The sequence below is a fragment of the Endobacterium panacihumi genome (genome assembly GCF_050847465.1).
GTDB lineage: Bacteria > Pseudomonadota > Alphaproteobacteria > Rhizobiales > Rhizobiaceae > Neorhizobium > Neorhizobium panacihumi.
Map to the genome: position 1 here is coordinate 241,198 of NZ_JBOZRA010000003.1, position 22,032 is coordinate 263,229.

The following is a 22,032-nucleotide window of genomic DNA, read 5'->3' on the forward strand; positions in this document are numbered from 1 at the left end:
TGGATAGGGATCTGGAAATGGGTGACCTGAAACAAAAAGGCCGCCTCGAAAGGCGGCCTGATTATTCGCGGAGGAGTTTAGCTGGCCTTCTTCAGCGCAGGTTTGGCGGTGGCCGAGGCGTTGCCCGTGCCCTTGGCATTGGCTGTCCCTTCGCCGAGAGCCGTTAGCTTCTGGTCGGTGGCGATTTCTTCCTGCAGGGTGGCATCAAGCAGGGTAACGGCTTCCTTCACGCCGAGCTGCTTGGCCCAGGATTTCAAGGTCCCGTAACGGGCCATCTCATAATGCTCGACGGCTTGAGCCGACGAGATGAGGCCGGCATCGAGCGCTGCGGTGCCCTTGTATTCTTCCATGATCTCCTCGCCCTCGGCGAGGATGCCCTGGATGGCTTCGCAGGTCTTGCCACGGGCCGGCTTGCCGAGTAGCTCGAATATCTGTTCGAGACGTTCGATCTGTCCCTGGGTCTCGTCACGATGCTGCAGGAAGCCGGCCTTGCCTTCTTCAGACTGAGCGGCACGCGCCATCTTCGGCAAGGCCTTCAAGATCTGTTTTTCCGCGAAGTAGATATCCTTGAGAGTGTCAAGGAAGAGGTCGTTCAATGTCTTTTCGGTAGCCATTTGAGTATCCTTAGGTTGAAAATTTATGCAAATGCTAGACGTCGCGCCTGGAACGAACGCGATATGGATCAGCGTGCAGCGCTACGGTAACGGCTGCGTTCTTCTTCAACTTCGTTGGCCTTGTAGGGATCAAGTGTATCGTCGAAGCGGGTCCAGCCGTGTTCGTTATAGGATGCACGACGCTCGGCCGGATCGACCCAGTTTGAACGCTGAAGGATGGCTTCGGCCTCGGGAACAAGCGTGTCGTCGACCTTGGCCGTGACAAGCGAGCCGCCACGGCGGACACCTTCCGCATAGACATGGGCATCGTCTTCAGACACGCCAGAACGCGTCATGGCGCCGATGATACCGCCCGTCGCACCGCCGGCAACCGCACCCGCGACCGCGCCTACTGCGGTTGCCGCCAGCCAACCGGCCGCAACGACCGGCCCAACACCAGGAATGGCCATCAGGCCAAGGCCTGTCAGCAGACCACCTGCACCGCCGACGGCTGCACCGATCCCGGCGCCCGTGCCGGCACCTTCTGTCGCATTCGACGTATCCGCATGGCGGTTGTCGGCGTTGTTGGCAACGATACTGATATCCTTGGACGGAACGCCGGCGGATTCGAGCGCGCTGACCGCGGCGCTAGCGTCGGAATAGTCGTCGAAAAGTCCTGTTACAGTTTTCATGATCAAAATTTCCTGTTGAAACTGTTGAATTATTTGGCGACGACATTGCCTTGATAGTCGAGGGCGACATTGACGGGTTTTCCGTCCTTCATCCCGGCCGCCATCCAGATGCCTTTGTCATCCTTCATCAGGTTCTTGACGTCGGAAAAGCCTGCCTTTTCGAACCGGGATTTCGCCTGGTCCTGTGTGAAGCTGTTGGCGCCCTCGACGGGTGCGGTCGCATTTTTGGACTCAGGCGTTGCTACTGCCGGGGTGTCGCCGCTCGAGTTCGCCGCCGGGGTCGTTTGACCATGCGCAGACAGAGCGGACGCGCTGATGAGCGCCGCGGCAAGGATTATGTTTTTCACTGAGGTTTCCTCTCGTATCGGATCAGTATTCACAGACCCGTGAGCATCTAACCTCCGCCGAGCATATTCGTTCCGAAATAAACCGGGAATTGTGCTTTCAGTCACGCATCCTCAGTGTCGGATACGAAAGGTCATGAATGCGTGGGCTTTAGGTCTCCAAAGGTCACAGCTGTGCTTGCCTAATTCCTGTGAAACGCTAGTTGATCGCGCTGAAAAGAGGCTGCGATGGCGTCACAACATAATAAACCGGTCACTGTTCTCGTCGTTGAAGACGAAGAGTTGATCAGAATGAATGCCCTGGATGTCCTTGATGACGCCGGATTTATTGTTCTCGAAGCGCCTAACGCAGACCTAGCTGTTGCTGTGCTGGAAGCTCGCGACGATGTCGAGATTGTATTCACGGATGTAAACATGCCGGGATCAATCGACGGTATTGATCTTCAGCGGCTGGTACGCCAACGTTGGCCCCATATCGGGGTCATTGTCACGTCCGGAATGGTCCGTCTTGCGTCAGGCAGCTTGACCGAGCGCGACGTGTTTTTTCCCAAGCCTTATGACCACCGCCGTCTCGTCGATTCCATCGAGGCGCTGGCTCGTGCAGAGAAACACTATTAGGCGCAACCGATCTCTGCTTTGCACGGCGCAAGAGCCATTCCGATACGAATAGAGGCGGGATTGCCCCGCCTCTATTTCCGAATTGTCTGCTGCTTACCTAGCCGAGAAATTCGATCAGGTCTCGGTTGAGACGATCCGGCGCCGTTGCAAACAGACCATGTGGCTCACCCTCGTATTCGATCAAACGGGCTCCAGGGATGCCGGTGGCTGCCGCCCGGCCCGATGGGTCGATTGGAACCGTTTTGTCGGCGGTGCCATGGATAACGAGCGTTGGGATTGTGAATGACGCAAAGTCAGGGCGGAAGTCCGTTTTGCCGAAGGCGTCGACGCAGTCGATCGTGGCTTTTGGGCTCGCCATTATGCCAAGTGTGAATGACCAATCAAGAACACCCTGGCTCACCGGGCTGGTCACCCAGCCAACGCCATAGAAGGTTTTTGCGAAATCCTGCAGGAATGCAAAGCGATCCTTGCGGATCTGCGATTTCATATCCTCGAAGACACTGGCGTCCACACCGTCTGGATTGGTATCATCCTTCAGGAGATAGCCAGCGACGGATGCCACCAGCACGGCTTTCGAAATCTGGGATGCGCCATGGCGGCTTAGATAGCGGGCGATTTCGCCACCACCCATCGAAAAGCCGACGAGGGCAACATCGCGAAGATCGAGTTCTTCGATAACGCTCGCGAGGTCGTCGGCAAAGGTATCATAATTATATCCCTCAGCCGGGTGCCCGGACTGACCAAATCCGCGGCGGTCATAGGTTATCACCCGGTGTCCTGACTCCAGCAGTGCCAGCGTTTGGTATTCGAACATGTCGCCGGTTAGGGGCCAGCCATGGATCAAAACCACCGGCCGACCTTTGCCAATATCCTTGACGTGCAATTGCACCCCGTCTTTTGTCTCCACGAAAGCCATAGGTATCTCCATTTAATCGACGGGGATTAACCGCCGGGAGCGCAACAGGTTCCTTGCAATCGCTGGTCGAGGCACGACGGGGCTGCTGTCCGTACCTGATACGACGCGTCCCGGTCCCTCCAGGAAACATCACGCCTTCGAATGGTGCTCAGTCGCTCATCGTCGTTGATTGTCTGGATTGGCCGGAGACCATTAAGTTGACATAATAAAACTTCTTTTCGGAACAGAAGGTGTGATGGGCGCTTACTAGGCTTGGACATAGGAGCCTTAATGTAATGCCAGATCCCATCGCCTTGGTTGTTGACGACGAACCACTCATTCTCATGGATACAGCCGATATGGTCACATCGGCCGGCTACCATGTCATTGAGGCACGAAGCGCCGACGAAGCCGTCGAGCTTTTGACAAAATATGGCTCCCTGAAACTTTTGATGACGGATGTTCAGATGCCAGGCAAGATGGATGGCCTCGCATTGGCCCGCTACGTCGGGGAGCACTGGCCGGGTGTTCACGTCGTCGTTGCCTCAGGCGCAGTGACGCCGGCGGCGGGAGACCTACCAGAAGGCGCACGGTTCCTTGGTAAACCCCTCAACCAGGCGCTGGTGATCGAGACGCTCCAAGAGCTCGAGCGACGGGATCCGATCCTGCCCATAAACTGATACGTGTTGGCATCTGGGCTGCGATTGACTAGATATATCAAACGGTCGCCCCAACCAACAATGGATACTCGCGACTTGGCGGTGAGGGTGTCATGGACGAAGCCACGCGACACGACTTTCAGTCGGATATCGGAAATTGCTGCCGTCCCATCAATCCTGGAGGTGATAAGCGAAACGACCGGAATGCGGTTCGTTGCGGTTGCACGCGTTACGGAGGGAAGGTGGGTCGCCTGCAAGGTCCTCGATGGGATCGACTTTGGGTTGAAGGAGGGCGGTGAGCTTGCCGTCGAAACCACGATCTGTCATGAGATTCGCGCCTCGCACGAGCCGGTGGCGATAGACGACGTGGCCAATAGCCCATACTTTGCTCACCACACCCCGATTCAGTACGGCTTTCAGAGCTACATTTCTGTTCCGATTGTCCGCAAGGACGGGACGCTGTTTGGCACGCTTTGCGCGATCGATCCAAAGCCCGCACAGGTCAACAATAAAAGAACTCTGACCATGTTCCGCCTGTTTGCGGAGATGATCGCCAATCACCTCGATGCTCGCATGCAGCTGCTGGAGTCTGAGGAAAATCTCCGGCTGGAAGTCGAGATCTCCAAGGTTCGGGAACAATTCGTAGCCGTGCTTGGTCATGACTTACGCAACCCTTTAGCCTCAATGGTTGCCGGAACCCGCGTTCTCGCGAAGTCCGCTTTGGACGACAGGGCGAAGGCGGTCGTCCAGCTCATGTTGAAAAGCGTCGATCGTATGTCGAACCTGGTCGACAACGTGATGGATTTCGCCCGAGGGCGGCTAGGTGGCGGTATTACGCTGAAACTGACGGACCAACCACTTCAGCCGACCTTGGAGCAGGTTGTTGATGAAATGCGAAGCATCTGGGTCGATCGCGAGATAGATGCCGAGTTCCGGGTTTCTCATCCCGTACCCATGGATCATCCTCGTCTGGCGCAATTGTTCTCGAATCTGCTTGGGAATGCTCTTACGCATGGGGCTGCCGACTCGCCGATCAAGATCGTGGCCGAAACGACGCCTGAGGCCTTCGAGCTCTGGATTGGGAATGCAGGCGATCCGATCCCAGAAGATTCTCTTGAGCGCCTTTTCCAGCCCTTTACGCGGCCCGTAAATCATGCGTCCAAAGAGGGGCTCGGACTCGGACTGTATATAGCGTCTCAAATAGCCGAAGCGCATGGCGGGACATTGTCGGTAACGTCCTCGCCGGAGGAAACAAGATTCACGTTGCGCGTACCCGCATCGCCTGACGCTGCTTCGCAAGTCTAAGCTGATCTGCCGTCGAATTTTAGGATCTAGGTGTTGAGTTTCACCTCAATATGACCAGAATCTTCAACTCGCATTGCGCCACCTTATTCCAAGTGAGATGTTGACTTTAGTTACTTTTCTATTTTTTCCTAAGCACTTAGGGGATGTAAGTCGGTATCGACGGTTCGATTCCATTCAAGAGCTTAGTGCCGAAGCCGGCTCGTGCCCTAATTAAGGAGACCTTGAACTCTCCTGATGGCTGATGACCAAACAGCGTATCCCGCCGCATTCATGTGGACTAGGTCGGGCAGATAATATCTGAACATCGGCAGGCAGTTCTCACCAATCAGCCCGGTGCTGGCCTCGATCCATGTCGTGTTCTCGCGCTCCGTGCACCAGTCGCGGGCCAGTTGATTGAACTCCGCGAATTCGTGGCGGTAGATCCAGCGTGCCGGGCTGTCCTTAATCGACAAAACGAATACCTCGGATTGCGGCAGCACCTCAGAAATTCGGTCGCGCAATCCCTTGAGATGCCGAAAGCTCGTCTGAGCCGTAAGGCCGTCGCTGGCGATATCGTTTTCGCCGAAATAGAGCGCGATCCTGCGCGGCTTGAGCGGTGTCAGAAGCTGGTCCAGATAATGGATGCCGGAGAGAAACGTGGCCCCGCCAAAACCCAGATTGACGACGTCGAGAGACCCGAGATCCTCCGCGATGGAATTCCAGATCCGGAAGGAAGATGACCCGTAGAAGGCGATCGGATCAGCGGGAAGGCCGAGCCGCTCCAGCCGTGCCAATACGGTGATGATATCGTTTTCGTGTCGGCTCGTGCCGATGCTGGCGGGGAAATCGTACATGTCGGTCCTCAAGCGAATGGTGGGGCAGCGCCTTGCCGGCCGTTGCGACGTCGCGCTGCGCGCCAGGGTTCATGAACGCGTATGGCGCAGCACATCCGTGGCGCCACGGGTCAACACGTCGTCGGCGCCCATGACGATGCCCAGTCCGAACACTTCCGCAGCGATGATGTAAAGATCGTTCAACCCGTCATTACCGACGATCGTCGCTTCCTCACCGGGCAAATACCAGCCGGATTCGCGCGCCTGCCGGAATTCCTGTCCGATCACCATGCCGTGGACGTAGGAGCGCAGCTGATCGCCGGAGAGCTTGCCCGCAAGGCCGCCCGTTCGCGACGAAAACAGCAGGGACAGCATGGCGCCGGAGTTCTTCGCTTCCTCAAGACCCCAGCGGTATGCTTGCGGATCGTTGACGGCAGGCTGCGTCGCTCCGCGCGCGATGAACGAATGGTTCAGCAGCAGTGCAAAGATTTCGCCTGTCACGAATGTCTGGAAGCCGTCGATCCGGCCTGCCTTGACCTTTGCCCATTTGCTGTGTGTTCCGGGGATGATCACCGTTGCATCGCAGTCCAGCCCATGACCCACGACCTGGGTTTCCTCGCCGCGCATGACGTCGGGGAAGGGGCGGCGCGCGGGATCGGTCAGCCCCGGCAGAAGCACCAGTTCCGAACCGTTCGGCAGAACCATCCGAACCGTGCCGCGTGCAAGCTCTGCCGGACCGGCCGGGCAGGGCACATAGGGAATTTCGACCCAGCCATTGCGGCTGGTGATCATGCCAAGGGCGACGACCGGCGAGGCGCCGTGGGCGGAAAACCAGGGGTCAAGCGCTGTCATGAGTGCGGCCTCATGGTCGCCTTTTCCGAGCGACGAGATGCCCTGTGGCGTTTCCAGACTGTCGAGTTCTTCGCCGTCATTGCCGACGAGTACCGCTCTCAGCGACGTTGTTCCCCAGTCGACCACAATCGATGCTGCGTTTCCCATGCAATGAGCCTCCTCCGCTCGTTTCATCTTGGGGCTTGTCATAAGGCGTCACTGCGTATAGTGTCAATCTGTGAGTTTATAGTGCCACTATATGATACTTCATTGGGAGGTGAGGAAATGGTAGCTGGTCTGAAGGGCATTTTGCCCGTCCTGCCGACACCCTTTTTGGCGAATGGGTCCGTGGATGAGGCAGGCATGTCGCGGCTGGTGCAGTTCGCTCTCGAGCAAGGTGTTGATGGCGTCGTGTTTCCGGGCTTTGCCAGCGAGGTGGAAAGCCTTGATGCCGACGAGCGCGCCGGGCTCTTGAAGATCGTGGTCGCCACAGTAGCCGAGCGAGTACCGGTTGTGGCCGGTGCAAGTGCCGCCGATTGGCGCGAGGTGGTCGCACATGGTCGCGTGGCGGCGGATCTCGGCATCCGTTACCTGATGGTGCAGCCGCCGAAATCGGTGGGCACCGATGCGCCGGCGCTGGTCGAATTTCTACGCAAGATCGTCGAAGCGCTGCCGGAGGTGGAGATCATCCTTCAGAACGCGCCAGCGCCGCGCGGTTCCGACCTGTCGCCACAGGCAATTGTCGAGATCATCGAAGCGCTTCCGCAGGTCGCCTATGTGAAGGAAGAGACGCTTCCAGCCGGCCCGGCGATCAGCCATATCATTGCGCACGCGCCCAAGACGCTGAAGGGTGTGATCGGCGGCGGTGGTGCGCGCTATATTCTCGACGAATATGCCCGCGGCGCGACTGCCGCCATGCCGGCGCTGGAGATTGCCGGAGAGCATGTTGCGATCGATCGGGCGCTTGTTGCCGGCAGGCGGGATGAAGCGCGCAATATCTATGTGCGCACCCTGCCGCTTCTGGTGTTGCAGGCGGTTTACCGCATGCGGCTTACAAAGCATGTACTTGTGCGGCGTGGCGTGATCGATGGTGTGGGTGTTCGCGCGCCGACACCTGATCTCGATGCGGCGGCAATCGCCGATATCGATGGCAATCTGGTGGAGCTCGGTCTGCTTTCTGCGGAGGCCGCATGAACAGCCCCATTTCGACGGTCGAGGTTTTCACGCTCACGCAGCCGCGCAAGGTGCCCTATCTCGGCGCATTGAGGGAAGGTGAAGTGGTCAATGCGAACGGCTACATCGTGCGCAAGGGCAATCGCACGGTCTATCCCACTTTCGACCGCAGCGTGCTGGTCCGCATGACGACCGAGGCCGGCATTGTTGGCTGGGGCGAAACCTATGGCATTGTCGCGCCGGGCGCGGTGGCGGCGTTGATAAACGATCTTCTTGCCGGTTTCGTTATCGGCCGAGATGCGACGGATCCTTCTGCGATCTACGACGATCTCTACGACATGATGCGCGTGCGCGGTTATACCGGCGGCTTTTACGTCGATGCGTTGGCAGCGCTTGATATCGCGCTCTGGGATATTGCCGGCCAGGAAGCGGGCAAGTCCGTGCGCGATCTGTTGGGCGGCGGGGTCGAAAGTTTTCCGGCTTATGTGTCCGGCCTGCCGGAAAAGACGCTGCAGGCGCGCGGCGAGATGGCGAAATACTGGCAGGATCGCGGTTTCGACGCCTTCAAGTTCGCAACGCCGGTGGCTGACGACGGCCCAGCGGCCGAAATGGAAAACCTGCGCAAGGTTTTAGGCGTTGACGCAAAAATCGCTGCCGACATGCACTGGAACCAGACGCCGGAGCGGGCGCTGGAGCTGATTGCCGAAATGGCGCCGTTCTCTCCGTGGTTTGCCGAGGCGCCGGTGTGGACCGAGGATATCGCAGGTCTCGAAAAGGTTTCCAAAGGCACCCATATCCCGATCGCCGTCGGCGAGGAATGGCGCACCCATTGGGACATGCGCGCCCGGATAGGGCGTTGCCGCATCGCCATCGTGCAGCCGGAAATGGGTCACAAGGGAATCACCAATTTCGTTCGCATCGGCGCGCTGGCAAGCGAACACGGCATCGACGTGATCCCGCATGCCACCGTCGGCGCCGGTATCTTTCTGGCGGCCAGCCTGCAGGCGTCGTCGACACTACCGACGCTTAAAGGACACGAATTCCAGCATTCGATCTTCGAGCCGAACCGTCGCCTTCTTTCCGGCGACATGGATTGCCGCGAAGGTCGCTATTACCTGCCATCGGGGCCGGGAATAGGGGTGAAGCCGTCGGAGGCGGCGCTCGCGCTACTCGAACGTATCTGAATTGGTTCTTTGGAGGAGGAAACCATGAACAAGAGAGTGAAAAACCTGGCGCTCGGCGCCGCGACTGCAACCGTGATGATGATGAGCGGCCTTGGCCCCGCCATGGCCGACACCGTGCTGAAATTCATCTCGTGGCAGACGGATGATGCCGGCACTGGCGAATGGTGGCATTCGGCAATCGCCGAATTCGAAAAACAGCATCCCGGCGTCAAAATCGAATTCACCAAGGCGGAGCGCAGTTCCTACGCGGACACGATGACGACGCTGTTTGCGGCCAACCAGCCGCCGCAGATCGTGCATCTCGCATCCTTCGAATTTCAGATGTTTGCCGATAGCGGCTGGCTTGAACCGCTCGATCCGTGGCTGAAGAAGGACGGCATCGACATGACCGGCTGGGCCGGCCAGAAGACATGCGAATGGAACGGCGAAACCGTCTGCATCATGACCAACTATTTCGGTTTCGTCATGGCCTATAACAAGAAGATGCTAGATGCTGCCGGCATCGCTGTGCCGAAAACCTACGACGAGTTTCTTGCCGCCGCCAAGGCCACCACCAAGGATCTCAATGGAGACGGCATTGTCGACCAGTTCGGAACCGGCCATGAAACCAAGGGCGGTCCGGGCCAGTATCTGACCGAAATGCTGAACTACATCATCGATGCCGGCGCTTACTGGACCGATAAGGACGGCAATATCACCATCGATACGCCGCAAATGGTCGAGGGCCTGACGCGCTGGAAAACCGTGATGAAAAGCGGCATCAGCCCGGTCGACATGAGCGCCAGCGATGTTCGCAAATTGTTTGCCGACGGCAAGATGGCCATGCGTCTGGATGGCCCATGGCTCTACGGCACCACCGAAAAGGGAACGGCCAAAAGCGACATCGTCTATGCCGCGCCCCCGCTGACGCCCCCGCTCGGCGGTTCGTCGAACGTGCTGGCCATGCCGTCCGACATTCCCGATGACCAGAAGCAGCTTGTCTGGGATTTCATCAAGCTGACTATGACACCTGAATTCCAGCGCAGCTATGCGACGATGGGTGGCAATACGCCGCCAAGCCCGAAGGCCGACGTGTCGGGCGTCGAAAAGACTATCCCGCATTTCCCCGTTTTGCTGCAAACGATGAAAGCGGCATCCGAAAAGGGCATTGATCGGGTGCCGGTTGGCTTGGAGCTCTATTACAATGAGTTCAGCAAGATGATCATGGAAGAAACCCAGCGGATGATCATTCAGGATCTCGATCCGGCGGAAGTGGCAAAAACCATGCAGTCCAAGGCGGAAAGCATCAAGGGCTGATCCGTTTCGAGATCATGGCCCGCCGTCTCGCGCGCCATGGACATCACGAAAGCATCCGGCAGGAGTACCATTCATGACCGACACCGTTCGGGCGGGGGGGCGCAAGTTCTTTGACCTTGCGCGCCCCAGCCGTCAGCATCTTCTCGGCTACATCCTGATCGCCCCGGCGGTGCTGATGGTTGCCGCCATCATCGTCTGGCCGCTGATCTTGGCGATCGACCTGTCGTTCCAGCAGGTCAAGATCCCAAGGCTCGGCGGTGCCAGCCGGCCGTTTTCGCTGAGCAACTATACCTGGCTGTTTTCCTCGGAGGAATTCTGGCTGGCCTGCTGGGTCACGCTCAAACTGGTCGTGGTCGTGACCGCCGGCAGCGTTGCCGTGGGCTTGAGCACGGCACTGCTTGCCAACAACCGCTTCAAGGGCCGCACCGTGGCGCGCCTTGGCATCGCGCTGCCTTGGGCTGTGCCGGAGATCATCGCGGTCGTCATCTTCGCCTGGATGTTCGACACGTCCTTCGGCCTGTTCGGCTGGCTGGCGATCCAGCTCGGTTTTTCCGACCAGATGATCCCTTGGGTCAGCAGTTCGACGGCAGCTTTCTGGGCGGTGGCAATCACGATGGTGTGGAAGGGCTTTCCCTTCGTGTCGATCATGTGCCTTGCCGGCCTGCAGTCCATCCCATCCGACTACTACGCCGCCGCCAAGGTGGATGGTGCCAGCGTCTTTCAGCGTTTCCGCTGGATCACCATGCCGCTTTTGATGCCGGTCCTGGGCGTCACGCTGGTCCTGACCCTGCTATGGGTGTTCCGCGACTTTTCCATCATCAAGGTGCTGACCGGAGGCGGTCCGCTGCGCTCGACGCAGACCCTGTCGATCATGACCTACGACCAGGCGTTCCAGTACCACAATTTTGGCCGTGCCGCGGCCGTCGGCGTGCTGACGCTGGTCATCTGCATTATCGCCAGCCTGCTGATGCTCGGCCGGCGCTCGAAATCGATCTATTGAGGAGGCTTCCATGAGACGGACATTCGCCCAGAGCCTCGCTCTTTACGTCACGGTGATCTTCACACTGCTGATGATCCTGTTCCCGGTCTACTGGTTGCTGGTCACGGCGCTATCGACGACAAACGAGCTCTACCGCCTGCCACCGACCTTCTGGCCTTCCGATCCGCAATGGGACATTTTCGCCCGCGTCTGGGCGGCAAAGCCCATCCTCATGTGGCTTTGGAACTCGATGCTGGCCGCCGTCGGCTCGGTGGCGCTCTCCATGTTGGTCTCGGTCAGCGCCGGTTACGCGCTGTCGCGGTATTCGATGCGGGGCGGGGCGACGATGGGTCTGTTCGTGCTGACCGCAAAAATGTTGCCGGCCACGCTTCTGGTCATCCCACTCTTCTCGATTTTTTCGAGCTTTGGCCTGATCGGGAGCCTGTGGACACTGGTGCTTGCGCATTCGACCATGATCATCCCTTTTGCGACCTGGATGCTGAAAGGCTATTTCGACACGATCCCGAAGGAGCTTGAGCAGGCCGCCATGGTCGATGGCTGCTCGCCGATCGGGGCGATGGTGCGTGTGGTCCTGCCGATCGCGACGCCCGGCCTTGCGGCAACGGCGCTCTATGCTTTCGTGCTCAGCTGGGCCGATTACGCCTATGCGCGCACCTTTCTGGTCAACTCCCCCGACAACTGGACGGCCAATCTCGGCATCACCACGATGCAGGGCGAATATGTCACCTACTGGAGCGACATCTCCGCCGCATCGGTGTTCATCGCTCTGCCGATCATTGCAATCTACCTCTTCCTGGAACGTTATTTGGTCGGCGGCCTGACCGCTGGCGCGGAGAAATAAGCATGGCCAATATTTCCATTCGCAATGTCAGCAAGTCCTATGGCGCGCTCAATGTTCTGAGACCCTTTTCGCTGGAAATCGAAAACGGCGAGTTCGTGGTCCTGGTCGGCCCCTCGGGTTGCGGCAAATCGACGATGCTGAAGATCCTTGCCGGTCTCGAACCGGCGACCGAAGGCGAGATCTTCATCGGCGACCGCGAGGTGACCGACCTTGCCCCCGGCGACCGCGATATCGCCATGGTGTTCCAGAATTACGCGCTCTATCCCCACCTGACTGTGCGCCAGAATATCGGTTTCGGGCTGAAAATGCGTGGCACCGACAAGACGGAAATCGACAGGCGGGTCGATGACGCGGCCCGCATCCTCGAAGTCACACCCTATCTCGACCGTAAACCGAAGGATCTCTCGGGTGGGCAGCGCCAGCGTGTGGCTTTGGGCCGCGCGATCGTGCGCCAGCCGCAGGCATTCCTGATGGACGAGCCACTCTCCAACCTCGATGCCAAGCTGCGTGTCCATATGCGCGCAGAGATCGGTGCCCTGCACAAGAGGATCGGTGTGACCACCGTGTATGTCACCCACGATCAGGTGGAAGCGATGACCATGGCGGACCGTGTCGTCATCATGCAGGGCGGCCTGATCCAGCAGATCGCAGCACCGGACGAGCTGTTCAACAATCCCGCCAATCTCTTCGTGGCCGGTTTCATCGGCTCACCGGGCATGAATTTCCTCAACGCGGAACTGCGTGACGGTCAGCTGTCCGCCTTCGGTCAGCAGATCTCTTTGCCACGCGCCACATCCCACCAGGGACCGGTCGTCGTTGGCCTGCGGCCGGAACATCTGGCGCTCGGCGAAGGCCCCGTCACCTTCAGCGTGCGGCCGACGCTGGTCGAAAGTCTCGGCTCGGAAAAATATGTCTATTTCGAAGCGGAGGGCGCCCGGATCGCCGATGGCGAAGACGGCAAGTCGAAAGGCCTGATCGCCCGCGTGTCGCATAGCGGCACCCTGCCGAGAAACGAGGAGATCAGGCTCGGTTTTGATCCTGCCCAGCTTTACCTCTTCGACTTCAAGACGGGTGAGCGCCTATGATCCTCGTCACCGGATCGGCAGGCCGGGTCGGTCGTGCCGTCGTTGCTGCATTGCGGGCTCAAGGTCGGACCGTCCGCGGTTTTGACCTGCAGTCCTCAACAGCCGATGGCGAAGACATCGTGGGCTCACTGGAAGACGCGGGTGCGGTGGCACGAGCCGTCGAGGGTGTAACCGACATCCTGCATCTCGGTGCCTTCATGTCCTGGGCACCGGGCGACCGAGATCGCATGTTTGCCGTCAATGTCGAAGGCACGCGGCGGCTGCTCGAAGCAGCGTCCACGCAAGCCGTGCGTCGCTTCGTATTTGCGTCCTCCGGTGAAGTTTATCCGGAAAACCGTCCGGAATTCCTGCCGGTAACCGAAGATCATCCGCTGGCACCGAATTCTCCCTACGGCCTGACCAAGCTGCTGGGCGAGGAAATGGTGCGTTTCCACCAGCGAACCGGCCGGATGGAGACGGTGATCCTGCGTTTTTCCCATACGCAGGATGCGGCCGAACTGCTGGACGAAGACAGTTTCTTCTCCGGTCCGCGCTTTTTCCTGAAGCCCCGCATCCGGCAGCAGGACAATTTCGGCAACACGGTCGTGGCGGATCTTTTGCGCTCCAAGGATATCGGCGGGCCGGCGCATGTGCTGGCACGAAACGAAAACGGCCGGCCGTTCCGCATGCATATCACCGACACCCGCGATATGGTCGCCGGCATTCTGCTGGCACTCGATCATGCCGATGCGGCGGGCGGCGTTTTCAATCTCGGCTCCGATGAACCGGCAGACTTTGCCGAACTCTTGCCGCGTATGGCGGAGTTGACGGGCCTTCCACTCGTGCCAGTCGATTTTCCCGGCGCCGGCGTCTATTACCATACTTCGAACGCGCGGATCAGGAACACGTTGGGGTTTAAAGCGGAATGGACGATGGACCGGATGCTGGAAGAGGCGGCCGCCGCAAGGCTGCACCGCCTCGCCGGGAGGACGAGGCAATGAAACCGGAAACACCCGGCGGCACGGCGGCACTCGCCAAGGGGCTGACGCTTCTCGACATGGTGGCCGATGCGCCCGAACCGCTGCGCTTTGCCGAATTGTTGCGGGCATCGGGCCTGCCCAAGCCCACCTTTGCCCGTATCCTGCGAACGCTGATTGCCTACGGGCTGGTGCGACAGGACGAGGCGCGGGGCACCTATGTACTCGGGCAACGTTTTCTCGAAATGTCCCACAAGGTATGGGAGAGTTTCGATCTCGTCTCGGCGGCGATGCCGGAACTGGAGCGGCTTGCATCCGAACTCGGTGAAACCGTCGCGCTGTGTCGCCTCGATGGGGTGATGGCGCAATATCTGGCCGAGCGTTCTCCCAACGGGCTTTCAGTGCGTGTCGAGGTCGGTCGTCGCGTGCCGCTGCATTGCACGGCACCCGGCAAGGCGCTTCTCGCCTTCCAGGATCCCGCTGTCGGGCGCGCCCTGATCGACCGGCTGACGCTGGACGCCGAGACGCCGCAGACCATTACCGCGCTCGATGCTTTGCAGGCCGACCTGACGCTGACGCGGGCACGGGGATATTCGATTTCCTACGAAGAACATCTTCGCAGCGTGAATTCTGTAGCGGCGCCCGTCATGGGTCGCGACAACACGCCGATCGGCGTGCTGGTGGCGCTTGGCCCGTCCTCGCGCCTCGATGCCTCCAACATCCATCCGGCCGGTCGTGAGCTGATTGCGGCCGCTCGCCGGATCACCGGTGCGGCGGGCGCCGTTGCCATCAGTTCGCGCCCCCGTCCGCGCACCGCCGTCGGCCGACCGATGGCGGATCTCAGCTGTATTCTGCCCTGGGGTGCCCAACTGGGCGAAAGCCCTGTCTGGCATGAGGCCGAAAAGGCGCTTTACTGGGTGGACATCCTGCATCCGGCGGTGCATCGCTTCGATCCGGCCACCGGCCGCAACGAAACCACCGAAACCGGCAAACTCGTCAGCGCCGTCATTCCGGTGACGCAGGAACGCCTGCTGGTCGCTTCGCAGGACGGTATCGAATGGCTGGATTTTGCCTCCGGTCGCCTGACGCCCTTCGTCAGCCCGGAAGCCGGCATCGTCGACAATCGCCTTAACGATGCCAAATGCGGACCGGATGGTGCCGTCTGGGTGGGCTCGATGCGCATCGATGCTTCCAAGCCGACCGGAGCGCTCTACCGGATCAACGCCGCCGGTGCTTCCGAGCGCAAGGAAGGCGGCATCGTCGTTTCGAACGGATTGGGCTGGAGCCCTGACGGGCGTACCTTCTATTTCGTCGATACGGTGCCGGGTTTTATCCATTCCTATGATTGCGATCCGCTGACCGGCGCCTTGTCGGGGCGGCGTGAATTTGCCCGGATCCCCGTGGCCGATGGCCGGCCGGACGGACTTGCGGTTGATGCCGAAGGCGGCGTCTGGTGTGCGATCTGGGATGGCTGGAGCGTGCGCCGTTACCTGCCGAACGGAAAGCTCGATCAGGTGATAGAACTGCCGGTGCCGCGTCCGACAAGCATCGCCTTCGGTGGCGAGGACCTGTCGACGATGTTTATCACCAGCGCACGCACACGTCTGCCGGCATCTGCCCTTGCCGACGCCCCGCTTTCGGGTGGTCTGTTCTGCTGTCGTCCAGGCGTTGCAGGAGCGCGTATTCCCTTATTTGAAGGATAGATGATGCGCCTTGAATCAGTCTTTGGCCTTGAGGGCCGCACGGCACTCGTTACCGGCTCCAGCCGCGGCATAGGTGCCGCGATTGCCGAGGGTCTGGCAGGTGCAGGTGCACATGTAATCCTCCACGGCACAAAAGTCGGTGGTGCAGCTGCCGTGCAAGAGCGTATTTCAAGTTCAGGCGGCACCGCACAGGAACTGGCTGCTGATCTCTCTGCTCACGGTGCCGGCCGCGACCTGATCGATCGCGCCGAAGCGATCGCTCCGGTCGATATTCTTGTCATCAATGCCAGCGCCCAGATCAACGCCACACTTGCCGATCTGACGCCGGACGATCTTGCCTTTCAGCTGTCGGTCAATCTGGGCTCCACCGTGGATATGCTGCAGGCCGTCTTGCCGCTCATGTCTGCCCGAAAGTGGGGACGGGTGGTGTCGATCGGTTCGGTCAATCAACTTCGCCCCAAGAGCATCGTCACTGCCTATGCCGCAACCAAGGCGGCGCAGCACAATCTGATCCAGAGCCAGGCGCGCGATTACGCGCGTGACAATGTTCTTCTCAATACGCTTGCACCCGGCCTGATCGATACCGACCGCAACGCTCATCGACGGGATGCAGATCCTGAAGGCTGGGAAGAATATGCCCGCACATTAAACTGGATGGGACGGGCCGGGCAGCCGGAAGAAATGGTGGGTGCCGCCATCTTCCTGTCGTCACAGGCCTGCAGTTTCATGACCGGCGAGACCGTATGCCTGACCGGTGGTTACTGATGGATTTGCCAGGACAGCTGAGTTCGCTTCTGCGTGCCGGTGCTGTCCTCACCGGCGATGACATGTCCGCCTATCTACAAGATTGGTGGGGACGGCAGACAGGTTCGGCGCTCTGCGTGACCCTGCCCAAAACGCCTGAAGATGTGGCTGCAATCGTCCGCGCCTGTGCAGACGCCGGACATGCTATTGTTCCACAGGGTGGCAGGACCGGCCTGACCGGTGCTGGTGTGCCGGGTGCCGGCGACAGGCCGCCGGTCATTTTGTCCCTTTCGCAAATGCGGCGCATCCGCAAGATCGATGCGATCAACGGTTCCATCGACGTCGATGCCGGCTGTGTTCTTTCCGATGTTCAGTCTGCCGCTATTTGTGTGAATCGCTTGTTTCCCGTTAGCCTCGGTGCAGAAGGCTCTTGCCAAATTGGTGGCATCATCAGCACCAATGCTGGCGGCACCAATGTTCTGCGTTACGGAACGACCCGCGAAAACGTCCTCGGTCTTGAAGTCGTACTGCCCGACGGTACGATCTGGAACGGCATGAAGTCGCTTCGCAAGGACAATGCGGGATATGCCTTGCGGCATATGTTCATCGGGGCAGAAGGAACGCTTGGCATCATCACCGGTGCGGTGTTGAAGCTTCATCCCCTGCCCAAGGCTCATGCAACCGCTTGGGTTGGTGTTGCCGATCCCGAATTGGCGCTGCGGATTCTGAACAGGCTGCAATCTCGTTGCGGCGAACGGCTGACGACATTCGAATTGATGAATGCAGAACAGCTTGCCAGTGTTATCACTTATCAGGCTGTTGCCACATCGCCGATTGGTGCCGCCTGGCATCTGCTGATCGAACTCGCGGATTTGTCCGCTCCGGAATTGCTCGACGAGATGCTTTTGACCGGACTGGACGAGGCCATGAACGCAGGCGAGGTTCTGGATGCCGTTTTGGCTCGGAGCGACATGCAACGCAGCGATTTATGGGCGCTGAGGCATGGCACGGCTGATGCGAACCGCAACATCGGGCACATGCTGTCCGCCGACATTTCCGTTCCCGTGTCGGCTGTACCGCAGTTTTTGACCGCCGCGTCTGCCGCGGTACGTACACGTCATCCAGAGGCGCAAATCGTCGTCGTCAGCCACATGGGAGATGGCAACATACATTTTGGAGTTAGATTCAGCCACCGGGATTGGAGTAGCTACGATGATCCGGCCGGCACGGCGCTCGCCATCCGTACCATCGTGAATGATTGCGCGGATGCGCTGGGCGGCAGCTTCAGTGCAGAACATGGCATTGGTCGCAAGTTGATCGATGACTTAAGGGCGCGAACCGACCAAGCCGGCTTTCAGTCAATGCAGCGACTTAAGGACGCATTCGATCCGCACGGCATAATGAATCCGGGCTGTGTTCTGGGTGAGCGGGAGAAAATCAGTTGATAGCCGCTTTATACGCAGCCGTCACATGAACCAGCCAAAAGGCAGTTTCGAGAGATGAATTCGAATTTCCGCTTATTTTAGCAAAGGTCTTCCACGTCTCACTTTTATTCATTCAACGTGAAAAGCGGGTCGATGGTTCGTATCCCATCAAGGTGTAAGAGATCGACCACTAAGCAAACCCGTTTTGCTCTCCGATGTCAGGTCGCCGGATAGACAAGGCGCGCTGGTTCAGTTGCGGCTTTGAGCAACACGTGAGCAAAACAAAATAAGGCCGCCGGGTCCTAGCCGGCAGCCTCTGATAGGCGGAGGCTACATCCGAGACGCCTCATATGGCTGAGCCACGTGTCAAAATTCCTCCCAAGACTCCGCTTTGGGTGCGGTGTTGCCAAAGGCACGCGAGATTCGGTTTCCAAGGGCGCGGGCAGGCGATTGCAAAGAGGCCACGGCGATCCTTGCGCTGGCCGACCTATGGCCCTGGTCCAAGGTGAACTGCTTCAAAAGCGAATTGAGCGAAGCTGCCTCTTTGGCAAGACTGTGGCTTGCCGCTGTCGACTGCTCGACCATTGCAGCATTCTGCTGGGTACCCTGATCCATCGTGTTGACAGCCGTGTTGATCTCCTGAAGACCCGTTGCCTGCTCGCGCGCGGCTTCGACGATAGCGGACACGTTCCGATCAATGTCCCGCACTTCCTCAACGATCTGGCGCAGTGAATTGCCGGTCTCGCCGACGAGCCGTACGCCGCGTTGGACATGCTCTCCAGACGTTCCGATTAGCGCTTTGATTTCCTTGGCAGCTTTGGCAGACCGCTGAGCGAGTTCGCGGACTTCCTGCGCCACGACCGCAAAGCCTTTACCAGCCTCCCCGGCCCTTGCAGCTTCGACGCCCGCGTTCAATGCCAGAAGGTTCGTCTGGAATGCTATATCGTCAATCACGCCGATGATGCTGCTGATCTCGTCCGACGATCTCTCGATTGCCTCCATGGCCTCGACGGCATCCTTCACAACGATACCCGACTTCTCAGCGCCCTGACGGGTTCGCTCGACCAGCCGACCAGCTTCCTCGGCCCGACGAGTAGAGTCCTTGACCGTCGTGGTGATCTGCTCGAGAGCAGCGGCTGTTTCCTCGACCGAAGCGGCCTGCTGCTCCGTACGTTTCGACAGATCGTCGGCCGCAGCCCGGATCTCTTTCGCGCCCGCGTCGATGCCTCTGGCGTTTTCCCCGACCGCTAGGAGTGTGGAGCGAAGTCTTTCGAGAGATTCGTTGAAGTTCAATCGCAGATCATCGAGCTGAGCCACGAACGGTGTGTCGATGCGATAGCTGACGTTTCCATCGGAAAGTGCGCGCAACCCCGCAGCCAATTCATCGACGGCCCTCTTTGTTTCGGCTGCATCACGAGCTTTTTGCTCTTCGCGCTCCAGGCGCTCCCGTTCCGATAGGCTACGATTGGCGTTGGCTTCCTCCTCCAGACGAATGCGCTCCAAGGCATTGTCGCGGAATACCGAGACGGCATTGGCCATGCTGCCGACTTCATCCTTGCGATCGAGGCCGTCAATCTCCTGTTGCACCTCGCCCGATGCCAGGGACAACATCCGCAGGCGGAGTTTGTCGATGGGGCCCGTGATCTCGCGACGGATTAGGACGACAGCCAATCCCACGCCAAATGTGAACAAGGCGAGAAGTGCGACCAGTGACTGGATAATCGTCGCATTCGTCTTGTCGGTGAGGGCATCGCTCTTCTGCGTAATCGTATCGCTGTTGCCGTTGATCCAATCGCGCATTTCGGCGAGCGTCACCGCAATCATGTCATCAGCGGCCTGCAGCTGTGCTTTTGCCTCATCGTTGCGATCGACGTTGCCGGCCTCTACCGCCTTGTCAGTCACCGCAACAATGGCGCGCGCTTCCGCCTCAAGCTTTGCGATTGTGGTGGCTTGTTCCGGCATTTTTTTTTGAACGTCAGATATCAGATCGAACAGGCGCTGTTTGCTCGCACCATAATCATCCATGGCGCGCTTCAGGCGGGGGGACCCGGCATCATACAAGAAGACCTGATATGCATCGTGAACAATAGCCACCAGCCGTTGGCTTGCGATGGCCATATTGATTTCAGCCGAGCCGTCGTTAGCGATGAAGTCCGAATAGTCGCTATCGGCAGCCTTGTAGTTGTTCGAGACGAATAAGACGCCACCAATTCCGATCAGACACAGGAGGATGAGGATGGAGAGAATTTTGGTGCTGATACGGAGGTTCTTGAACATTTAAGTGCAGGTCCTTGGAACTGCGATATGTCGGGCGTCGCGCTCGGCCGATCGCGGAAGCGAATAAGATGCCGAACATTTGCACTTTCAATTTAACGGCCGGTTAAGATTATTCTGGGTTGGCCCTCGCATCGGACACGGTCGCGCGAAGGTTGCGCACTCTGCCAATAGCTAAATTTTTTGGCAACAGACAAAGTTCGGCCTGGCGCAACGTGAGAGGGCATTAGTACTATCTGCATAACCCTCTAAAGCAAGAACTGTTGGGTCCCATCATGCCCAGATATCATTTCCGTATTCGCGACAGAACTAAACGTGTGCTTGCTGAAGATGACATCGTTGAGCGAGATCATGCCTCAGCGCGACGAGCTGTCACATTTGCCATTGCTTTGTTCATATCGGGCCACGGCGGCGAAGTTGGCGCGACGGTTGAACTCGACGATCCAAACGGCACGACGATTGCGCGACTGAGTTTGGGTTGATAACCCAACTCACGAGTCACAAAAACGCGATTTGACTGCCAACTGCTGGCTCTGGAAAACGAGGCGCCGAAACGGCCGAGGCCTGACCCCCGGTTCGAAAGAACTTCAGGCCTCGAACGGTTCGCCCACAATGGACGTCGCTGGTTCTATTCCCTTTAAGAGCCGCTCCTCAGCCAATCTCCACCGATCGCTCGCCTGTTGAGGCTTGTAGCTTCTTCAAAGCATAGGAGTCGAGGTAGCCACACGCAATGCAACGGAACGTCACCACGTCGTAAATCTCTTTGCCTTTAAGGCTTAAACCAGAAAGCAAACTCTTTACCGGTTTTCCTGTAACCCAAGTCTCGGATGATAAGAGAGGGCTGTCTCCGTTCTCAAGCAAAAACCCCTCTTCCATGTCTGAGTTGCATTTAACTGCATTGGTGGGACATATCCAGACCTTATGAAATTCCGCTGTCTTCTCGTACTATAAAGCCTTCGGACATCGCCGAGATCACGCATACGTGGTGCCTGACTGGACCTCCCGAACGACGCTGCCGAATGCTTCCTGAAGGAGCTCGGCCATTGGCCGCGCGCCTTTCTCCTGGTTGAAGATGTCTCCAGCAATGCGCATCGCTCCAACAGAAACCATAGCGACGACACGCAACGCCGTCGATCGCTCAGGCTCGGGCCACCGTTCTCTGAGCGCTTCGTATATCTCACCTTCCTGCTGCACGTACGATACCTGCTTGCGCGCCTGGACGCTTGGACTGGTCCTCATCAGCCGATCCATCTCGATCATGTCGTTCGTCGGAATAGTATCACAGACCGCAATTGCAGCTGCCCGCACCGCTTCGATCGGCGTTGAGGTCGCAGGAGCATTTCGCACCGCATCCGCAAACATCTCGCCGATCCCACTTTGGAGAGACAGCAGAACCTCGTCCTTCGAAGCGAAGTAGTAGAAGAAGGTTCTGCGCGAAATTCCTGCGGCCGCGGCAATTTCGTCAAGCGTCGTGTGGTCGATTCCTTTCTGAACGAAAAGAGCGATGCCTTTCTCGGTAATGCGCTTTTTTGTCTCGCGCTTCTTTCGTTCCCGTAGGCCGCTGCCTGCTTCAACGTCAAGTCCGGCTTTCTTCACCACGGCC

The 22,032-nt window shown here is 58.7% G+C and carries 22 protein-coding genes; 14 read left to right on the plus strand and 8 right to left on the minus strand.

Translation table 11 applies throughout. The features are described from left to right. Positions 1-77: 77 nt before the first annotated feature. From ACRQ1B_RS16560 to ACRQ1B_RS16570, 3 genes are all read right to left on the minus strand, one after another. Positions 78-614 (minus strand): YciE/YciF ferroxidase family protein, encoded by a 537-nt coding sequence (locus ACRQ1B_RS16560; protein WP_432294869.1) that lies wholly within the window; start codon positions 612-614, stop codon positions 78-80. Positions 615-682: 68 nt separating this feature from the next. Then, positions 683-1,285, minus strand: a complete 603-nt coding sequence (locus tag ACRQ1B_RS16565) for a general stress protein (RefSeq protein ID WP_432294871.1) — start codon at positions 1,283-1,285, stop codon at positions 683-685. Between the two features lie 29 nt (positions 1,286-1,314). Then, a complete protein-coding gene (locus tag ACRQ1B_RS16570; RefSeq protein WP_432294873.1) occupies positions 1,315-1,632 on the minus strand; it encodes a PepSY domain-containing protein in 318 nt (105 codons plus the stop codon). 225 nt (positions 1,633-1,857) lie between these two features. On the opposite strand from ACRQ1B_RS16570, the gene ACRQ1B_RS16575 reads away from it, so the two are divergent. Beyond that, complete coding sequence (locus tag ACRQ1B_RS16575) at positions 1,858-2,247, plus strand: response regulator (RefSeq protein WP_432294875.1); 390 nt, start codon at positions 1,858-1,860, stop codon at positions 2,245-2,247. A 97-nt stretch (positions 2,248-2,344) separates the two neighbouring features. Here the strand turns inward: ACRQ1B_RS16575 and ACRQ1B_RS16580 are convergent, their stop codons facing one another. Continuing rightward, positions 2,345-3,163: an alpha/beta fold hydrolase gene (locus ACRQ1B_RS16580; protein WP_432294877.1), complete on the minus strand. Its 819-nt coding sequence runs from the start codon at positions 3,161-3,163 to the stop codon at positions 2,345-2,347. A 275-nt stretch (positions 3,164-3,438) separates the two neighbouring features. On the opposite strand from ACRQ1B_RS16580, the gene ACRQ1B_RS16585 reads away from it, so the two are divergent. Both ACRQ1B_RS16585 and ACRQ1B_RS16590 read left to right on the plus strand, forming a co-directional pair. Then, complete coding sequence (locus ACRQ1B_RS16585) at positions 3,439-3,822, plus strand: response regulator (protein WP_432294879.1); 384 nt, start codon at positions 3,439-3,441, stop codon at positions 3,820-3,822. A gap of 81 nt (positions 3,823-3,903) precedes the next feature. After that, on the plus strand, positions 3,904-5,106 hold the full coding sequence (locus ACRQ1B_RS16590) for a GAF domain-containing sensor histidine kinase (protein ID WP_432295288.1): 1,203 nt from the start codon (positions 3,904-3,906) through the stop codon (positions 5,104-5,106). A 206-nt stretch (positions 5,107-5,312) separates the two neighbouring features. Here ACRQ1B_RS16590 and ACRQ1B_RS16595 read toward each other — a convergent pair whose 3' ends face one another. Further along, a complete protein-coding gene (locus tag ACRQ1B_RS16595; RefSeq protein ID WP_432294880.1) occupies positions 5,313-5,939 on the minus strand; it encodes a GDSL-type esterase/lipase family protein in 627 nt (208 codons plus the stop codon). 69 nt (positions 5,940-6,008) lie between these two features. Then, positions 6,009-6,917: a 2-dehydro-3-deoxygalactonokinase gene (locus ACRQ1B_RS16600; protein WP_432294882.1), complete on the minus strand. Its 909-nt coding sequence runs from the start codon at positions 6,915-6,917 to the stop codon at positions 6,009-6,011. 117 nt (positions 6,918-7,034) lie between these two features. Here ACRQ1B_RS16600 and ACRQ1B_RS16605 point away from each other — a divergent pair, with 117 nt between their 5' ends. The 10 genes from ACRQ1B_RS16605 to ACRQ1B_RS16650 all read left to right on the plus strand — a co-directional run bounded on the left by ACRQ1B_RS16605 (position 7,035) and on the right by ACRQ1B_RS16650 (position 18,176). After that, a complete protein-coding gene (locus ACRQ1B_RS16605) occupies positions 7,035-7,943 on the plus strand; it encodes a dihydrodipicolinate synthase family protein (protein ID WP_432294884.1) in 909 nt (302 codons plus the stop codon). Beyond that, a complete protein-coding gene (locus tag ACRQ1B_RS16610; RefSeq protein WP_432294886.1) occupies positions 7,940-9,106 on the plus strand; it encodes a mandelate racemase/muconate lactonizing enzyme family protein in 1,167 nt (388 codons plus the stop codon). The genes ACRQ1B_RS16605 and ACRQ1B_RS16610 overlap by 4 nt, the downstream gene beginning before the upstream one ends. Before the next feature lie 24 nt (positions 9,107-9,130). Beyond that, positions 9,131-10,402 (plus strand): ABC transporter substrate-binding protein, encoded by a 1,272-nt coding sequence (locus ACRQ1B_RS16615; protein WP_432294888.1) that lies wholly within the window; start codon positions 9,131-9,133, stop codon positions 10,400-10,402. 73 nt (positions 10,403-10,475) lie between these two features. Further along, entirely contained in the window at positions 10,476-11,402 is a 927-nt protein-coding gene (locus ACRQ1B_RS16620) for a carbohydrate ABC transporter permease (RefSeq protein WP_432294890.1), read from the plus strand. Between the two features lie 10 nt (positions 11,403-11,412). Further along, positions 11,413-12,243, plus strand: coding sequence for a carbohydrate ABC transporter permease (locus ACRQ1B_RS16625; protein ID WP_432294892.1), 831 nt, complete (start codon positions 11,413-11,415; stop codon positions 12,241-12,243). Positions 12,244-12,245: 2 nt separating this feature from the next. Continuing rightward, complete coding sequence (locus tag ACRQ1B_RS16630) at positions 12,246-13,328, plus strand: ABC transporter ATP-binding protein (protein WP_432294894.1); 1,083 nt, start codon at positions 12,246-12,248, stop codon at positions 13,326-13,328. Continuing rightward, a complete protein-coding gene (locus ACRQ1B_RS16635) occupies positions 13,325-14,308 on the plus strand; it encodes an NAD-dependent epimerase/dehydratase family protein (RefSeq protein ID WP_432294895.1) in 984 nt (327 codons plus the stop codon). Before ACRQ1B_RS16630 ends, ACRQ1B_RS16635 begins: the two co-directional genes overlap by 4 nt. Beyond that, positions 14,305-15,987, plus strand: a complete 1,683-nt coding sequence (locus tag ACRQ1B_RS16640; protein WP_432294896.1) for an SMP-30/gluconolactonase/LRE family protein — start codon at positions 14,305-14,307, stop codon at positions 15,985-15,987. The genes ACRQ1B_RS16635 and ACRQ1B_RS16640 overlap by 4 nt, the downstream gene beginning before the upstream one ends. 3 nt (positions 15,988-15,990) lie before the next feature. Further along, a complete protein-coding gene (locus tag ACRQ1B_RS16645) occupies positions 15,991-16,752 on the plus strand; it encodes an SDR family NAD(P)-dependent oxidoreductase (RefSeq protein WP_432294897.1) in 762 nt (253 codons plus the stop codon). Then, on the plus strand, positions 16,752-18,176 hold the full coding sequence (locus ACRQ1B_RS16650; RefSeq protein WP_432294899.1) for an FAD-binding oxidoreductase: 1,425 nt from the start codon (positions 16,752-16,754) through the stop codon (positions 18,174-18,176). Before ACRQ1B_RS16645 ends, ACRQ1B_RS16650 begins: the two co-directional genes overlap by 1 nt. Before the next feature lie 345 nt (positions 18,177-18,521). On the opposite strand, the gene ACRQ1B_RS16655 is transcribed toward ACRQ1B_RS16650, so the two are convergent. Further along, positions 18,522-20,432, minus strand: a complete 1,911-nt coding sequence (locus ACRQ1B_RS16655) for a methyl-accepting chemotaxis protein (RefSeq protein WP_432294901.1) — start codon at positions 20,430-20,432, stop codon at positions 18,522-18,524. Positions 20,433-20,704: 272 nt separating this feature from the next. On the opposite strand from ACRQ1B_RS16655, the gene ACRQ1B_RS16660 reads away from it, so the two are divergent. Beyond that, the gene (locus tag ACRQ1B_RS16660) at positions 20,705-20,911 is read left to right on the plus strand and encodes a hypothetical protein (protein WP_432294903.1); all 207 of its coding nucleotides are present in this window, start codon (positions 20,705-20,707) and stop codon (positions 20,909-20,911) included. A 490-nt stretch (positions 20,912-21,401) separates the two neighbouring features. On the opposite strand, the gene ACRQ1B_RS16665 is transcribed toward ACRQ1B_RS16660, so the two are convergent. Continuing rightward, a complete protein-coding gene (locus tag ACRQ1B_RS16665; RefSeq protein ID WP_432294905.1) occupies positions 21,402-22,025 on the minus strand; it encodes a TetR/AcrR family transcriptional regulator in 624 nt (207 codons plus the stop codon). Between the last annotated feature and the right edge of the window lie 7 nt (positions 22,026-22,032).

What these genes read in the sequence shown, in the direction of transcription:
- ACRQ1B_RS16610 (WP_432294886.1), top strand. Translation starts at nt 7,940, where the DNA reads ATGAACAGCCCCATTTCGACGGTCGAGGTTTTCACGCTCACGCAGCCG.
- ACRQ1B_RS16580 (WP_432294877.1), bottom strand. Translation starts at nt 3,163, where the DNA reads ATGGCTTTCGTGGAGACAAAAGACGGGGTGCAATTGCACGTCAAGGAT.
- ACRQ1B_RS16585 (WP_432294879.1), top strand. Translation starts at nt 3,439, where the DNA reads ATGCCAGATCCCATCGCCTTGGTTGTTGACGACGAACCACTCATTCTC.
- ACRQ1B_RS16565 (WP_432294871.1), bottom strand. Translation starts at nt 1,285, where the DNA reads ATGAAAACTGTAACAGGACTTTTCGACGACTATTCCGACGCTAGCGCC.
- ACRQ1B_RS16630 (WP_432294894.1), top strand. Translation starts at nt 12,246, where the DNA reads ATGGCCAATATTTCCATTCGCAATGTCAGCAAGTCCTATGGCGCGCTC.
- ACRQ1B_RS16575 (WP_432294875.1), top strand. Translation starts at nt 1,858, where the DNA reads ATGGCGTCACAACATAATAAACCGGTCACTGTTCTCGTCGTTGAAGAC.
- ACRQ1B_RS16595 (WP_432294880.1), bottom strand. Translation starts at nt 5,939, where the DNA reads ATGTACGATTTCCCCGCCAGCATCGGCACGAGCCGACACGAAAACGAT.
- ACRQ1B_RS16600 (WP_432294882.1), bottom strand. Translation starts at nt 6,917, where the DNA reads ATGGGAAACGCAGCATCGATTGTGGTCGACTGGGGAACAACGTCGCTG.
- ACRQ1B_RS16625 (WP_432294892.1), top strand. Translation starts at nt 11,413, where the DNA reads ATGAGACGGACATTCGCCCAGAGCCTCGCTCTTTACGTCACGGTGATC.
- ACRQ1B_RS16660 (WP_432294903.1), top strand. Translation starts at nt 20,705, where the DNA reads ATGCCCAGATATCATTTCCGTATTCGCGACAGAACTAAACGTGTGCTT.
- ACRQ1B_RS16645 (WP_432294897.1), top strand. Translation starts at nt 15,991, where the DNA reads ATGCGCCTTGAATCAGTCTTTGGCCTTGAGGGCCGCACGGCACTCGTT.
- ACRQ1B_RS16620 (WP_432294890.1), top strand. Translation starts at nt 10,476, where the DNA reads ATGACCGACACCGTTCGGGCGGGGGGGCGCAAGTTCTTTGACCTTGCG.
- ACRQ1B_RS16605 (WP_432294884.1), top strand. Translation starts at nt 7,035, where the DNA reads ATGGTAGCTGGTCTGAAGGGCATTTTGCCCGTCCTGCCGACACCCTTT.
- ACRQ1B_RS16560 (WP_432294869.1), bottom strand. Translation starts at nt 614, where the DNA reads ATGGCTACCGAAAAGACATTGAACGACCTCTTCCTTGACACTCTCAAG.
- ACRQ1B_RS16650 (WP_432294899.1), top strand. Translation starts at nt 16,752, where the DNA reads ATGGATTTGCCAGGACAGCTGAGTTCGCTTCTGCGTGCCGGTGCTGTC.
- ACRQ1B_RS16635 (WP_432294895.1), top strand. Translation starts at nt 13,325, where the DNA reads ATGATCCTCGTCACCGGATCGGCAGGCCGGGTCGGTCGTGCCGTCGTT.
- ACRQ1B_RS16640 (WP_432294896.1), top strand. Translation starts at nt 14,305, where the DNA reads ATGAAACCGGAAACACCCGGCGGCACGGCGGCACTCGCCAAGGGGCTG.
- ACRQ1B_RS16615 (WP_432294888.1), top strand. Translation starts at nt 9,131, where the DNA reads ATGAACAAGAGAGTGAAAAACCTGGCGCTCGGCGCCGCGACTGCAACC.
- ACRQ1B_RS16655 (WP_432294901.1), bottom strand. Translation starts at nt 20,432, where the DNA reads ATGTTCAAGAACCTCCGTATCAGCACCAAAATTCTCTCCATCCTCATC.